At 59.3% G+C, this 16547-nt stretch carries 2 protein-coding genes and 2 pseudogenes; 3 read left to right on the forward strand and 1 reads right to left on the reverse strand.

The genetic code is table 11. The features are described from left to right. Nucleotides 1–384: 384 nt before the first annotated feature. Together AC50YG_RS00610 and fabD are read left to right on the forward strand one after the other, a co-directional pair. Entirely contained in the window at nucleotides 385–1065 is a 681-nt protein-coding gene (locus AC50YG_RS00610; protein ID WP_494824013.1) for an MBL fold metallo-hydrolase, read from the forward strand. A gap of 36 nt (nucleotides 1066–1101) precedes the next feature. Next, nucleotides 1102–4500 carry an ACP S-malonyltransferase gene (fabD, locus tag AC50YG_RS00615; protein WP_494824016.1) on the forward strand — a complete coding sequence of 1133 codons (3399 nt, stop codon included), beginning with the start codon at nucleotides 1102–1104 and terminating at the stop codon, nucleotides 4498–4500. A 173-nt stretch (nucleotides 4501–4673) separates the two neighbouring features. Here fabD and AC50YG_RS00620 read toward each other — a convergent pair. Then, a pseudogene (locus AC50YG_RS00620) lies at nucleotides 4674–4877 on the reverse strand (IS110 family transposase); the annotation flags it as partial. 182 nt (nucleotides 4878–5059) lie between these two features. On the opposite strand from AC50YG_RS00620, the pseudogene AC50YG_RS00625 reads away from it, so the two are divergent. Next, nucleotides 5060–16546, forward strand: a pseudogene (locus AC50YG_RS00625) (SDR family NAD(P)-dependent oxidoreductase); the annotation flags it as partial. Nucleotide 16547: the final 1 nt, after the last annotated feature.

The following is a 16547-nucleotide window of genomic DNA, read 5'->3' on the forward strand; positions in this document are numbered from 1 at the left end:
CGGGGGATTCTTCACCAGCCGCTGATCGTACACCCTGCTGCTCTCAATCTGCAGGTTAGCATCTCTCATTGTGACGAGTTGGGGGCGGAGCTTGTGCTGCCGATGGGGTTGGATGTCGAGCAGATCCGACCGGCTCGGCAAGCCATGCTGGCGGCTTACTCTCATTTTCTGCGCTTCCGAGTTGCGGGCTGGGGCGTGGGGGAGCGCGTCTTTGCGATCGCCTATCCCAAGGACTGCCGTTTGAACTTGGAGGCCGTGCAGGATCTGTTGTGCAAGGTGGAAGAAGTTATACAAAATAGCCAAAGCAAGCACAAAAAAGTAGAGGAGATCGTTCCTCTACTTTTTTGTGCTTGCTTTTTAGGATTTGAAGAGAGGGGAGGAAGGATGAAGCGGAGCTATGAGCTGTACCCATTGAAGGTTGAGTTTTTGTTCATGAAAAATTATGCGTACATACTCGTAGACAAAGCCACCCGGCAGGCGGCTGTGGTGGACCCGGCTTGGGACTTGGAGTTGCTCGACGGGATGCTTCACTCATTGGAGGCGGAGTTGGCTTGCATCCTGCTGACACATTCGCATCACGATCATGTCAACAAGGTGGAGCCGCTGCTCCAGCTCTACCCGGCGGCGCGGGCGTACATGTCGGTCAAGGAGATCGATGCCTACGGGTTCGCATGTCGGAATCTGCATCCGTTTGAGGAAGGGGAGACGATCTGGCTGGGAGAGACGCCGATCAGTTGCATGCTGACGCCAGGGCACACGGCCGGCGGGGCTTGTTTTCGGCTCGCAGACGATCTGATCACGGGGGATACGGTGTTTATTGAAGGCTGCGGCGTCTGCGATGGGGCCGGAGGTTCCCCGGAGCAGATGCATGACAGTTTTCAGAGGATTCGCAAGTCCACTCCCCCTCATGTGCGTGTGTATCCGGGTCATTCTTATGGCAAGGAGCCGGGCATGGCGTTTCGGGATGTGCTGGAGCACAACATCTATTTTCAGATTGAGCAAATAGAGCATTTTGTCCGGTTTCGGATGCGCAAGAATCAGGGGCAATTGTTCAATTTTAAATAAATCAAGGCAGACGAGTCGCGTTCAGGAGGGACATGGATGGGCAAGCCGATAGTGTTTCTTTTCTCCGGGCAGGGTTCTCAGTTTTACCAGATGGGTCGAGGGCTCTATGAGGAGGTATCTGAGTTTCGCAAGTGGATGAACAAGTTGGACGAGATGGTGACGCCGCTCGTCGGGGAGTCGGTGCTGGCGCGTCTGTATGCGGAGGACAAGCGCCGAGACGAGCCGTTTGAACGGACGCTGCTGACCCACCCCGCGATCTTCATGGTGGAATATGCGCTGGCGCAGGCGGTGATGGCCCGCGGGGTCAAGCCAGATGCGGTCCTTGGCAGCAGCATGGGCGAGTTCGCGGCGGCGGCTGTGGCAGGTGTGCTCGATGTGGAGGTCACGCTAAAGCTGGTGGTGGAGCAGGCCAAGGCATTTGAGGCTACGTGTCTCCCCGGCGGGATGATCGGGATTCTGCAGGAGCCGAGCCTCTATGACAGGATGCTGCTCTTGCGTCAGAACACGGAGATGGCGTCGATCAATTCGGAAGCGCATTTTGTGGTGGCCGGCCCGGCGGCGATGCTGCCGAGCATCGGGGAGGCGCTGCGGGAGAAAGGCATCACCTATCAGATTCTGCCGGCCTCCTTTGCATACCATTCCTCATGGATTGATCCGGCTGCCGCTTCCTATGTGGCGCGGCTGCGCGGGCTAACGTATCGCCAGCCTCGGGTACGATTTTATTCCGGGGTGACCGGGCGGCGGGAGACAGCGCTGAGGAGCGAGTATTTCTGGGAGGTGGCGCGACAGCCGATTCGCTTTTCCGAAGCGATGCAGGCGCTGGAGCGGGGAGACGATTGCCTGTACGTGGACTTGGGTCCTTCGGGAACGCTGGCTAATCTGGCCAAGCGGAATTTTAAACAGGATTCGCTCTCGCAAAGCTATGCGGTCCTCACGCCGTATCAGCAGGATCTCAAGAACTTCAACAAGGTTTGCGAGCAACTGGAGCAACTCATTTCATCGCGCATCAGAAAGGGAGGACAACCTATGAAAGCATACGTGTTTCCTGGACAAGGTTCTCAGCACAAAGGCATGGGTGGTACGCTGTTTGACGAGTTTGCAGATCTGATGGCACAAGCGGATGAGATCTTGGGCTATTCAATCAAAAGGCTGTGCTTGGAGGACCCGGACAATCAGCTGGGCCAGACGCAGTACACGCAGCCGGCTCTGTATGTGGTCAGCGCACTGAGTTTTCTAAAGAAGGTGCTGGAGACGGGATGCAAGCCGGATTATGTGGCCGGGCACAGCTTGGGTGAGTACAATGCGCTGTTTGCAGCAGGGGCTTTTGATTTTGCTACCGGTCTGCGGATAGTCAAGAAGCGTGGCGAACTGATGAGCTTTGCGAGCGGTGGGGGCATGGCGGCGGTGATTGGGTTTACGATGGAGCAGATCGACCGGGTGCTGATGGAGAACGGGTTGGATGGGATCGACATCGCCAACTACAATTCGCCGGGCCAGATCGTCATCGCTGGCTCAAAGATGGACATCCTGCGCGCGCAGCCGTTTTTTGAGGAAGCGGGCGTGCGCATGTACATTCCGCTCAATGTGAGCGGGGCTTTCCATTCCCGGTATATGGCGGAGAGCAAGCGGAGTTTTGAAGCGTATCTGGAATCGTTTGAATTTTCAAAACTGGAGATTCCGGTCATCTCGAACATTTATGCGCGTCCGTACAAGCAACGGCAGGTGAAGGATAATTTGGTGCAGCAGATCGTGTCTCCGGTCAAGTGGACGGACAGCGTGCGCTATCTGATGGGCCTTGGCGAGATAGAGATCGAAGAGGTCGGGCCGGGCAATGTCCTGACCAAGCTCGTCACCACGATCCGCCGCAAAGCGGAACCGCTCGTGATCGAGCCGGAAGCGGATGACGTGGAGGAGGCGGTGCCGGTGGCTTTGGCGACGTCTGTGACTGTGCCTGTAACTGAGGTGACGAAAGCGTCGGTCGCGGTCGCGGAGGTGGCAGTCGCTGTTGAGGCGCTTGCTCCCGCTCCGGTGGAGGTCGTGCCGGTGAGGGAAGCTGTGAGCGAGCCGGTCGTGCGTGTGTCGAGAAGGGCGAGCACGGCAGAATCGCTGGGCGATGAGGAGTTCAAGAAGGATTATAACTTGAAGTACGCCTATGTCACGGGCTCGATGTATCGCGGCGTGGCTTCTGAGCGCCTGGTCATTCAGGTCGGCAAGGCGGGTATGCTGGGTTTTTACGGGACCGGCGGCATGAAGCTGGAGCAGATCGAACAGGCGATCCGCACGATTCAGCAGGTGTTGACGCGCGGTGAGGCGTATGGCATGAACCTGCTGCATAACCAAGGCAGCCCATCGATGGAGGAGATGACGGTCGATCTCTTCCTACGCACCGGCGTGCGGAACCTGGAGGCAAGCGCCTACATGGCGGTGAACTCCGCATTGGTCCGCTACCGAGCGAAAGGGCTGAAACGCTCGGCAGAAGGCGGCGTGATTGTCGAAAACCGCATCCTCGCCAAAGTCTCGCGCCCGGAAGTTGCTGAGGCGTTTCTGAGCCCGGCACCGGAGCGCATCGTCGACAAGCTGTTGCTGGAACAGCGGATCACGCGCGAGGAAGCAAATCTGCTCCGCGAAGTTCCGATGGCGGATGACATCACCGTCGAGGCCGATTCCGGCGGACATACCGATCAGGGTGTCTCTTCCGTGCTGCTTCCGTCGATCGTTCGCCTGCGCAATGAGATGATGGCCAAATACGGATACAAGAAGAAGATTCGCATCGGAGCGGCCGGCGGCATCGGAACCCCGGAAGCGGCGGTGGCGGCGCTCGTGCTCGGGGCGGATTATCTCGTGACCGGCTCGATTAACCAATGCACGGTGGAAGCGCAGACGTCCGAGTCGGTGAAGGATCTGCTGCAGGAGATGAACGTGCAGGACACGGCCTATGCGCCCGCGGGCGACATGTTTGAGATCGGCGCTCGCGTGCAGGTTTTGAAAAAAGGCGTCTTTTTCCCGGCCCGTGCAAACAAGCTGTACGATCTCTACCGCCAGTTCAACTCGCTGGAGGAGATCGATGAGAAGACCCGCCGCATTTTGCAAGAGCGTTACTTCAAGCGCAGTTTCGACGAGGTCTACCGCGAAGTGCAAGCCTATGTGGCCCCGCAGGAGATCGAGAAGGCGGAGCGCAATCCCAAGCACAAGATGGGGCTGATCTTCAAATGGTATTTTGGCTATTCGTCGCGTATGGCGCTCAGTGGGGACGCTGAGCACACGGTGGATTATCAGGTGCATTGCGGCCCGGCCTTGGGGGCGTTCAACCGCTGGGTGAAAGGCACGTCGCTGGAAAGCTGGAGAGCGCGCCATGTCGATGTGATCGGCGAAAAACTGATGCGCGAAACGGCAAACCTGCTGAACCGGCGCATCTCTGAACTGGTCGGATTGTAAGCAAAAAGTCCAGCAGTATGATATCAAGTCCCTGAGTCGGTTGAACTTGAAATTTTCTTGGCTGTAACGGCTGGGAGTTCCGAAAAATAGGCGCATCAAATTAGACCTAGTAGAAAATCAAGTAATATCCAGATTTTAACTAGGAATTCGCAAAGGACTTTAGCAAAGGGGCGTTATTCCTTCGCCGTGTTCACCTTCCTTCGAGGCGTGTAGAGTTGGCCGTTGCGCAGCAGCACATCGACCAGACGCACAAGTTTTCTTGCCGTTAAGACGACGGCGCGTTTGTGTTGGTACTCAGGGACTTCCATGTATTTCTTCAGGTAATGCTCGCCGAATTGTTCATCGCGGTTCTTCACTGAGTTGGAAGCTTCAACCAATTGTCCAGAGGCATGCCGAAAAGTCCAGTCCCTAATTCAGATTTCAAGGAGCAAACTTACTCGAAGTTTTGAAGGTCGCCACCAGCTCCCAAGGACGCTGGAAAATGGCTTAGAAATAGATTCAAGAAATACTAAACGAGGAGCGGAGCTGGATGACTCAAACGCCAAAGCGAGAAGTTGCCATCGTCGGAATCGCCGGTCGTTTTCCGGGGGCAAAGAACACGCAGGAATTCTGGAACAACCTCAATGCAGGCCTCAACTGCATCTCTGTCATTCCGCAAGACCGCTGGAAGTGGGAGGATGTGTACGGAGACCCGCAAAAGGAAGAGAACAAGACGAACAGCAAGTGGGGCGGATTCATCGAGGAGGTCGATCGATTCGACCCGCTGTTTTTTGGCATCTCGCCCAAAGAGGCGAATTTTATCGACCCGCAGCACCGCCTGTTCCTAGAAACGGTCTGGCAGGTGATTGAAAACGCTGGCTACAGCCCAAAGAGTCTGTCGGGCCGGAAGATCGGCGTCTATGCGGGCGTTTCGAAAAACGACTATGCCGAGCTGTTGGGGGAGAACATCAGCGCCTTTGTTTCCACAGGAACGGTACACTCGATCCTCGCGAACCGCGTGTCGTATTTTTTTAACTTCAGAGGGCCGAGCGAAGCCATAGACACCGCGTGCTCCAGTTCTCTGGTCGCCCTACACAACGCGGTGCGCGATATTCGGGAAGGGGAATGCGAGGCGGCGATCGTCGGGGGCGTCAATGCGCTGCTCAGCCCACGGATGTACATCTCCCATGCCAAGTCCGGCATGCTGTCGGTGGACGGGCAATGCAAAACGTTTGATGCGTCGGCGAACGGCTATGTGCGCGGTGAAGGCGTGGCGGCCCTGTTCCTCAAGCCGCTGGACAAGGCGGTGGAAGACCGTGACAACATCTTGGGTGTGATCAAGGCGACGGCGATCAATCATGGTGGGCGCTCGAATTTCCTGACGGCCCCCAACGTGACTGCTCAGTCTGAGGTGATCTACACGGCGCTGCAGCGCTCCGAAGCGGACCCGCGCAACATCTCCTACATAGAAGCGCACGGCACAGGCACGCCGCTGGGCGACCCGATCGAGATCAATGCGCTGAAGAAAGCATACGGGCAGTACTATGAGGAGCGGGGCCTGCAGCCGCGCGAGAACTCTTGCTTGCTCGGCTCGGTCAAGACGAACATCGGCCATCTGGAGAGCGCGGCCGGGATGGCTTCGATCATCAAGGTGCTGCTGGCGATGAAGCATGGCGTGCTGCCGGAGCTGCTCAATTTTACAGAGATCAATCCGTACATATCGTTTGAGGGGTCGGCGTTTGGCCTCGTCACGGCTCCGACCGCGTGGAAAAAGCGGCGTATCGAAGGCAAGCTGCTGCCGAGACAGGCGGGGGTCAGCGGGTTTGGCATGGGCGGCGTCAATGCGCATGTGATTTTGGAAGAGCCGCCGCGCAGCAACAGACCTCGCGCCAAGAGCGCGTCGCAGAAGCGGTTGGTGCTTTTGTCTGCGAAAAAAGGGAAGTTGCGGGCATCGGCTGAACGACTGCTCACATTTTTGCAAAGCGAAGCCGGACAGTCTGTGCATGTGGATGATCTCACGTTCACGCTGATGTTCGGGCGCGAGGAGTTCGAGGAGCGTCTGGCGATGGTCGCTTCGTCGGTGGAGCAGGTGGTGGAGGAACTGGAGCGGTATGTGAGCGAGCAGGCCTCGCTGTCGCTGTTCCAAGGCGTCGCGGTGACGAAGCCTGACGTGCCTGTGCAGGTCGCTACGTCGACGGACGATCTGTTCCTGCTCGCCGAGGCTTGGGTGAAGGGAGAGGGGATCGAATGGGAGCAGGCGAGCTTCCACGGTTCTCGCATCGAGGTGCCGGGGTATCCGTTTGAGCGGTTGCGCTGCTGGTTTGAGCCGAAGACGGTGAAGGCGGATGCGAATACGGCTTCCGGCGATAAGCAGATCCTGCTCCCTGCTACGGAGCGTATGGTGCAAGACCATCTCGTTCAGCGGCAGAAAGTGCTGCCGGGCGTGGGCTATCTGGACCTGATCGTCGGAGAGCTGAAGGAAGAGTGGACAGCTGGTGTAACGTTCCAAGATGTGTACTGGCTGAAGCCGCTGGCCGTTCTCGACGAGCCGCGCACCCTCCTCTTGAACGTAAAGGAGGAAGGAAGCGACCGGGCTGTGCGCATCCGTTCAGGTGCGGACCTGCACTGCCAAGGCCGACTGCTCAAGCAGGTGGCGCGGACGGAAGAGCGCATCGAGGTGGAGGAGATTCGCATGCGCTGCGAGACGAAGGAATCGAAGGCCGAGCTGTATGGTCTCTTTTCCGAAAACGGTCTGGTGTATGGGCCTTCGTTCCAGGTGATCGAGACGCTGCACTGCTCGGCTGATGAGGCGATTGCGGAGGTGGACGTCCGGAATCACGGGCGCATTGCAGCCGGCATTCTGGACGGGGCGCTGCAGACGGCGGTGTGCTTGAGCGTGCGAAACGGAACGGCGAGCGAATCGCAGTATGTGCCGTATTATGCAGAGAGCTTCACGGTTGCGGGAAGCTTGGAAGCTGTGCGCTATTACTATGTTAAGCAGCGTCAGGTGCAGCAGAGCGGTTCGATCCAGTTCGATCTGTATCTTTGCGACAGCGAAGGTCGCGTGCTGGCTTCGGTGAAGAATTTTACGAAGCGGGCGTTGGTGAGAAAAGAAGAAGCAAGGAACGAAGAAACGAGAAAAGAAGCGCCGAGCGAACAAGGTCTGCTCTATTACACCTCGAAGTGGCGGGAGGAAGCTTGCGGTCCGGAAGCGGAGGCGAAGGGCTTGCTCCTCCTCAACGGTTCGGAGTCGCTGGCCGATTGGATGCGCGGCAAACTGGGCGAGGAGGTGCCGTTCCGGCGCTTGACGATCGCCGAGCAGAACCCGGATCGCTATCTGGAAGCGCTGCAGGAAGTCAAGGCGAGCGGGTTTCCCGTGCGGCAGATTCTCGTGCCGGCCGTCCATATGGGGGTGGAAGACCTGCGGGGGCTGCTCGTGCTGGCAGGAGCTCTGATTAAGAGCCGGTTTAAAGAGCCGATCAAGATCCTCTACGCCGGCGAGAGCATGTTGTCCGAGGCGCTGCCCGCCCTGTATGCGGCCGGCGGGCTGGCTCGCACGCTGAAGTATGAGTACCCGCGCCTTCAGCTGGAGGTGGCGGCGTTCACAGATCACTTTGAAAACTGTGGCCGGGCGCTTCTAGAGGAGCTGTTTGCGAGTGCTCCGTCCCCGCTGCATGAAGTGAGATATGTAGGTGGGACAAGGCAGCTGCGCGAGATGGTGACCGTGGCGGGCGGCTTGCAGAAGCAGGCTTATGCGCTGCGTCAAGGCGGGGTGTATCTGATTGCAGGCGGCACGGGCGGCCTGGGGCAGATTTTTTCCGACTATCTTGCCAAGGAATATAAGGCGAAGGTCGTGTTGCTCGGGCGAAGAGAGCAGGATGAGAGAATCGCGGCACAGCTTGACAGGCTGGCAAGTCTGGGGGGCTCTGGCCTGTACATTCGGGCGGGCCTCGGCGATGCCGGACAAGTGCGTGCGGCGGTGGAGCAAGCGCGTGCGACCTATGGCTGCATCCACGGCGTTTTGCAGGGAAGCGGGTTGATTGAAGACAGCTTCATCCTGCGCAAAACAACCGAGTCTTTTGAAAAAGTCCTGCAGCCCAAACTCGCGGGGACGCTCCATCTGGACGACGCGACGGCCGGCGACGAACTGGACTTTTTTGTCATGTTCTCATCGATTGCAGCGCTGATGCCCAATCAAGGGCAGTGCGATTATTCTTCGGGCAACAGCTTCATGGATGCGTATGCGGTGCACCGGCAGCAGCTCGTCGCCGAGGGCAGGCGCAGCGGTCTATCGCTGGCGATCAACTGGCCGCTCTGGGCGAACGGCGGGATGACCGTGGAGCCGGAGGAGAAGGAGCACCTCTGGAAGGTGTTCGGGATGCAGCCGCTGGAAACGCCGCAGGGCTTGGTCCTGCTCCGGGAAGCGCTGCATCTGGCAAGTCAGGAAGGTTTCGCTCACATCGTAGGGATCGAAGGTGACCAGATGAAAATCAACCAGCACTTTGGCATACGCAAGAAGGTGGAGACAGTGCGAGAACTGGATGTGCCGACGATGATTCGTCGGGATCTCTTCAGCATCCTCGCACAAGCGCTGCACCTGGCTCCGGCGGAGATCGGTGCCAGCCAGCCGCTGCAGCAGCTCGGGGTGGCGTCGCTGTCGCTGCTGCAGATTGCGAACCTAATCTCGCAGTATTTTGGCGTCGATTTCAAACCGCCGTTGCTGTTTGAACATGGAACCTCGCAACAGATTCTGGACTATCTGCTGCAAGACAAGCAGCGCGCGGTCATCGAGGCGCACTATGCCGAGCTGGGGGCTCTGGCTCCGCTGTATCGCAGCTCGGGGCTGATCGATCTGAACAAGGTCGCTGGCGAGCAGGGGCTGTACCAGCGACGTTATGACAACACGGAGTTCTATCAGGTCGATCATGTGGTGGACAACAAATACAATGTGCCAGGCGCGTGCTATGCCGAGATGGCCAGGCAGGCCGGCGCACTCGCTCTTCCGGGTCGGCGGGTGAGCAAGCTGCTCAACTGCTACTGGGCGAAGCAATTGTCTTCAAGCGGAGAGCCGTTTGATGTGTTCATTCAACTGCTACCAAAAGGGGAGCGCACCGACTACGAGATCTACAGAATGGAAGGGGCCGAGCGCGTAGTGCATGCGACCGGGGCGCTACAATATGCTCCGTGGCAGCTGGCGCAGAGCGAGGTGGAAACGCTCGATCTCGCAGCGATTCGAGAGCGCTGCACGGCGAGCTGGACGCGGGAGCAGGTCTATCAGCAGATTCATGCGGAGGGCTTGATAGTCGGGGAGAGCTTCATGCCGATGCAGGAGATGGTGCTGAGCGAGCAGGAAGCGCTGGCGACGCTGGAACTGCCGGAGATGATCGCAGACACGTATGAGGAGTACCTGCTGCACCCGACGATGCTAACGGGCGTGTTCCAGACGGCGCTGATCAACAACCGCTTCCACGGCGATGACGAGCGCGATTTTATCCCGATTGCGATCGAAAGCTTGGAGATGTGGGGGATCGTGCCGCGCAGATGCCACGTCTACAGTGAAGTCAGCCCGAAGACGAAGAACAATCCGGACATCAAGAAGTTTAACCTGACCGTTTGCGACGAGGAGGGGCGCGTGGTGGCGCGGCTCGTCAATTTCTTGATCAAGGCGACGAATTATGAAAAATCGGCCTTGGTGCAGGTGGCAGCCCCGGTGTCGACGGCCCAAACGCAGGCGGCTCGCGACCGTGGAGTGGCGGTGCTGAGATCTCGTGCACAGGAATTCGTGCGGGGTCTGCTGTCTGAGGCGATCGGGCTGGAGCCGTCGATGATCCGGACGGAGGAAGCGTTCGAAGCGTATGGCATCAACTCGGTGATGATCTTGGAGCTGAACAAGCTATTCGAGGATGCGTTCGGGACCGAGCTGTCCAAGACTCTGTTCTTTGAGTACCGCAACTTGGAAGATCTGACGGGTTATTTCCTGGAGGAGTATGAAGAGATGCTGCGTTCGCTGCTGCAATTGCCGGAAACGGTTGAAATGGATGAGGTTGTAGAGGTGGCAGTTGAATCGACAGTAGCGGCTGTGGCGAGTGCTCAAGAAATCGCGCGTTCCGCGGATGTGGTCGAGACGGTCGCGATGACACCGCACGCTCCGGCTGTGCGGGATATCGCGATCATCGGCCTTGCCGGGCGCTATCCGCAGGCCGGATCGCTGGCGGAATTCTGGGAGAACATCCAAGCGGGCAAGGACTGCATCGAAGAGATCCGACCGAATCGATTTGATTATGTGCGCTACTATGATCCGGACAAGCAAAACGACAAGCTGTACAGCAAATGGGGTAGTTTCCTCGATGATGTGGACAAGTTCGACCCGATGTTCTTCAACATCCCGCCGCGTGAAGCCGAGCTGATGGACCCACAGGAGCGTTTGTTCCTTGAGGTGGTCTGGCATACGCTCGAAGATGCCGGCTATACGAGACAGAGCCTCAGCGATCAGTCGGTCGGCGTGTTCGTCGGGGCGCTGTGGCAGCCGTATCAAGAGCTTGGTGTGCTCGCACAGGCGCAGGGCCATGTGCTCAGCCCAAGCACGCTGCTCTACAGCATCGCCAACCGCGTTTCGTATTTCTGCAACTTCAACGGGCCGAGCCTGACGGTGGATACCGCGTGCTCTTCGTCCCTGACCGCGCTGCATCTCGCCTGCCAGAGCCTTCTGAACGGAGAGAGCAGCGTCGCCATCGCCGGCGGCGTCAACCTGTCGATCGGCGCGGGGAAATATCTGTTCCTGAGCCAGTACAAGTTCCTGGCGACGGATGGCAGATGCAGAAGTTTTGGCGCGGATGGCGACGGGTATGTGCCGGGCGAAGGCATCGGCGCCGTGCTGCTCAAGCCGCTCGAACAAGCGGTGAAGGACGGCGACCACATCTACGGTGTCATCAAGGCGACCGCTGTCAATCACGGAGGCAAGACCAACGGGTATACGGTGCCGAACCCGACGGCGCAGTCGGACATGATTCTGAAAGCGCTGGAGCGGGCGAAGATCAACCCGCGCGCGATCAGCTACATCGAGGCGCACGGCACCGGCACGGCGCTGGGCGACCCGATCGAGATCACCGGGCTCTCCCGCGCGTTTGGCAAGTACACGCGAGACAAGCAGTTCTGCGCGATCGGCTCTGTCAAGTCAAACATCGGGCATCTGGAAGCGAGCGCCGGCATCGCCGGCCTGACCAAAGTGCTGCTCCAGCTCAAGCACCGCAGAATCGCTCCGTCCTTGCACTCTCAACAGCTCAACGCAAACATCGACTTCCGGAACAGCCCGTTTGTCGTGCCGCAAGAGCTGATGGAATGGAAGCGCCCTCTGGTGGAGATCGACGGTCAGACAATGGAGTTCCCGCGCCTTGCGGGTCTCTCGTCGTTCGGGGCCGGCGGTGCGAACGCGCATGTGATCATCGAGGAATACCAAGCGGTAGAGCAACAGCGTGACCATTTCGGAACGGCTCCGCACGTCATCGTGCTCTCGGCCAAGAACGCAGACCGTCTGCAAGAACAGGCACAGCGCTTGCTGCAGGCTGTTGAGAGCGGTGCATACAGCGACGCGGACATGCCGGCGATCGCCTACACCTTGCAACTGGGCCGCGAGACGATGGAGGAGCGTCTGGCCGTGCTGGCCTCGTCGCTCAAGGAACTGAGTGCCAAACTGCAAGATTTCCAGTCCGGCAAACGAGGAATCGACGGCCTGTTCCACGGACATGTCAAGCACTACAAGGACACGCTGGCCCTCTTCGCGCAGGACGAGGACATGCAGGCGGTGATCGAGGTATGGCAGGCAAAAGGCAAGTTCGGCAAGCTGCTCGACCTGTGGGCTAAAGGGCTGTCGATCGATTGGAGCCGGCAATATGCAACAGGCAAGCCAGGTCGCATCTCGCTGCCGGGCTATCCGTTTGCCAAGGAGCGCTACTGGCTTCCGATCGACGGAGCTGTGCAGAGCGGGACGGGCGTAGGACGGGCCGCGATGCTGCATCCGCTGGTGCACGAGAACACGTCCGACCTGACCGAAGTGCGGTTCCGTTCGACGCTGCCGGGCCGCGAATTCTTCCTCCGCGATCACGTCGTCTATGGCAACCCGGTACTGCCGGGCGTCGCAGAGCTGGAGCTGGCGCGAGCGGCTGCCTTGCTGGCGACGGGTCTTGAAGCGAACGATCCGACATCCATGCGTTTGAAAGATGTCGTCTGGCCGCAACCGATAGTTGCAGCAGGCGAATCTATACGTCTGCATGTCGGACTCCATGCGCTGGAGGACGGCGAGATCGCCTATGAGATCAGCGGTGACATCCCACAAGGGGAGGAAGCTCCGACGCTGTATAGCTATGGCGAAGTCGAGATCTGCGCGTTCGATCCAGCACCGCCGCTCGATCTGCACGCCTTGCAGGTGCAGTCGGAACTCGGCGTTCTGACGGCTGAGCAATGCTACGATGCCTTCCGCGCGATGGGGACGGCCTATGGGCCGAGCCTGCAAGGGATCGAGACGCTCTATCTGGGAGAGAGCCACGTGCTGGCCAAGCTCGCCCTGCCGTCAGCAGCTCTTGCCACGGAAGCGGACTATGTGCTGCACCCGACCTTGCTGGAAGCTGCGGTTCAGGCCGTGAACGCTTTTACGCTTAAACAGACCGATCGCAAGCCGACCCGTCCGGTCTCCCTGCAGTCGCTGGATATCCTCCGTCCGTGCCCGTCTGCGATGTGGGCGCTGATTCGAAGCGGCGAGGCCAGCTATGACCTCGACCTCTGCGACGAAACGGGTGAGGTCTGCGTGCAGATGCGCGGACTGATGCTGGAGCCGGTCGAAGGCGAGTGGCAAGGAAACAGCACAGCGGCAGAGCGCAAGATGTATTTACTGAAAAAAGTGTGGGAGCCATGTTCGGCAGCTCCAAGCCGCAGCGTCAACCTGGCGGTTGCGATCCTGACCACGCCGGAGACGCGCAGTTTGGCCACCGAGCTGACGAAGAGACTGCCGCAAAGCCGCCTATTCGATGTGGCGCAAGAGCCGCAAGAGCTGGATTGGCAGGCGTATGATGGCCTGATCGATCTGGTCGGCTGCGGTCAGGAGCGCAAGGAGTCGGTGGAATGGATGAGCTGGCTTCAGCTGCTGATCGAACACGGCCGCCGCGAGGGGTTGATGCTTTTGGGTGTCACTAAGGGGCTGGAAGGGTATCAGAATGCGATGGTCAACCTCGCAGGTGCCTCCCGTGCGGCGCTCTATCCCATGCTGCAGAGTGAATATGGCCATGTGCAATCCCGCCATCTCGATCTGGAGCCGGTCTCTGATGAGATGAGGCTGGCCGAGCAGATCGCCGCTGAGTTCCTAGTCGAAGATGAGGAGACGGAAACGTGCTGGAGAAACGGGCTGCGTTATCGCGCGCGGCTCAAGGAATGGGAAAAAGGCGAGCAGCAAGCGCGAACGCCGTTCCCGGAAGATCAAGTGCTCTGGATCACCGGGGGCACGCGGGGCCTTGGGTATCTGTACGCGCAGCATTTTGTCAAACACTATGGCGTCAAGCGCCTGGTGCTGACCGGACGGGAAACCTTGCCGCCGCGCGAGACGTGGGCGGCGCACCTTCTGGAGCAGACGCCTGTTTCCCGGAAGCTTCAGGGTATCCAAGCTCTGGAGCGAGAAGGGGCGCAGGTGATGGTTCTGTCTGTGCCGCTGTCCGATGTTCAGGCAGTCGAAGAGAGCGTGCAGGCGGTTCGCCGCAGCCTCGGCCCGATCGGGGGGGTGCTGCATGCGGCGGGCCTGCTCGATGAAGAGAACTCGGCCTTCATTCGCAAGACGGTCGAAGGCATCGAGAAAGTGCTGGAGCCGAAAGTTGCGGGACTTGACGCGTTGTACCGCAGTCTCCGCGCAGAGCCGCTGCAGTTCTTCGTCGCGTTCTCGTCTGTGTCGGCCACGATCCCGTCGCTCGCGGCGGGATTGAGCGACTATGCCGTGGCCAATGCCTATATGGATTATCTGGCGGAAGCGAAGCGCCCGGAATGTCCGATCGTCAGCGTGCAATGGCCGAGCTGGAAAGAGGCGGGCATGGGCGAAGTCAAGAGCAGAGCCTACGAGCAGACAGGCCTTCTGACGATGACCAACGCCGAGGGGCTGGAGTTCCTCGATTATGTGCTGGCGAGAAAAATCGGCCCGGTCGTCATGTCCGCCGTGGTCAACCCATCGCTCTGGAATCCGCAAACGCTGATGCAGCGCAAAAAGCAGACGGTGGCGCTCCCGACAGCCCCTGTGGTTCCTTCACAGCGTCCGGCGGCCCCTGCGCAGAAAGCAAACGTGGTGGCAGGCGGCCAAGGGCAGACAGCGGAGGCTTGGGTTCGGTCGATTTTTGCAAAAGAGTTGAAAATGGACCCGGCCAAGATCGAGGTCGATGCGCAGATTGCAGACTACGGGGTCGATTCCATTTTGCAAGTGCAATTGCTGCGTCAGATCGCGCAGGCGTTGCAAGTGAAGTTCGACCCGTCTCTCCTGCTGGAGTTCCCGACGATCGAATCACTGGCGAAGCATTTGGAGGCTCTGCATGGGCCAGCCCTCGCCAACGCGACGGGGGCCACGCAGGTTCAGCAAGAAGAGCTGGCGGCACCTTCTTATCGTGCGCCGAGTCGTCCTGCCAAGCCGCGTGTCGCGAAGCAAGGACAAGCAGCCATGCGCAAAGCGGCCCCGGCCTCTGGGGCCGCTGATCTGGCCGTCGTCGGCCTGTCTTGCCGACTGCCGGGGGCGGCTTCTCTGGAGCAGTATTGGCAGTTGCTGTCCGAGGGCCGTTCCGCCATTCGCGAGGTGCCGCAGGGGCGCTGGGGGTATTCGAGCGGCTTCGATGCCGGATTGCTCGACGACATCACGCAGTATGACCCGTCGTTCTTCCATCTCTCGGAGGAAGACGCCAAAGCGATGGACCCGCAAGCCCTTCTGGTGCTGGAAGAGAGCCTCAAGCTCTTGTGCCACGCCGGCTACACCCAGCAGGAGGTCAAAGGCCGCTCGGTCGGCGTCTACCTCGGGGCGCGCAGCAAGCACTCGCCGAGCACGGCGGATTTGGGCCAGATGTGCAACCCGATTTTGGCTGTCGGACAGAACTATCTGGCGGCGAACATCTCGCAGTATTTTGACTTGCGCGGCCCGTGTGTCGTAGTGGACACCGCTTGCTCCTCCGCTCTGGTGGGGATGAACATGGCAGCGCAGGCGCTTCAGAGCCGGGAGATCGAGTCGGCGATTGTCGGCGGGGTCTCTCTGCTGACCACCGATGAGACACACCGCATCTTTGAACAGCGCAACATCCTGAACCGAAAAGGGGCGTTCCACCTCTTTGACCGTCGAGCGGACGGCATCGTGGTCGGGGAAGGGTGTGGTATGGTCTTGCTAAAGACGGTGGAGCAGGCTTTGCGCGATGGCGATGCGATCTACGCCGTCATCAAAGCGGTCGCTGTCAACAACAACGGACGGACCGCCGGACCTGCCACCCCGAGCCTTGAGGCACAGAAACAAGTGCTGCAGGCGGCGCTCCGAAAAGGCGGAGTATCGCCTGAAGCGGTTCGCTATATCGAAACAAACGGTTCGGGCACGGAAGTGACCGACCTCTTGGAACTGAAGACGATCCAATCGGTGTATCGCGCTTCCTCGAAACTCCCGCTGGGATTGGGGTCGATGAAACCGAACATCGGGCATCCGTTGTGCGCGGAAGGGATCGCCGGATTTATCAAAGTCGTCTTGATGCTACAGCGCCGGCAGATGGTGCCGTTCCTGTCGGGCGAAGAGGCGATGACGCATTATGATCTGCAGGCGTCGCCGTTTGAGATGGCTCGTCAACTCATGCCTTGGACGGACACGGCTCGCATCGCGGCGATCAACTGCTTTGCCGACGGCGGCACCAACGCGCACGTGATCCTCGAAGGCTGGGAAGAGTCTGAGGAGCGTTCGATCCTTCGCAAGCCGATTCCGCTTCCTGTCTTGCAGCGCCGCGATGTGAGCGGGTGCGGACAGGACGAACGGGCAGAGAGCGCGATGAATATCTGGAAGCAAATTGGAGTTGAGGTGTAAC

The organism is Paenibacillus sp. J31R34 (assembly GCF_059383715.1).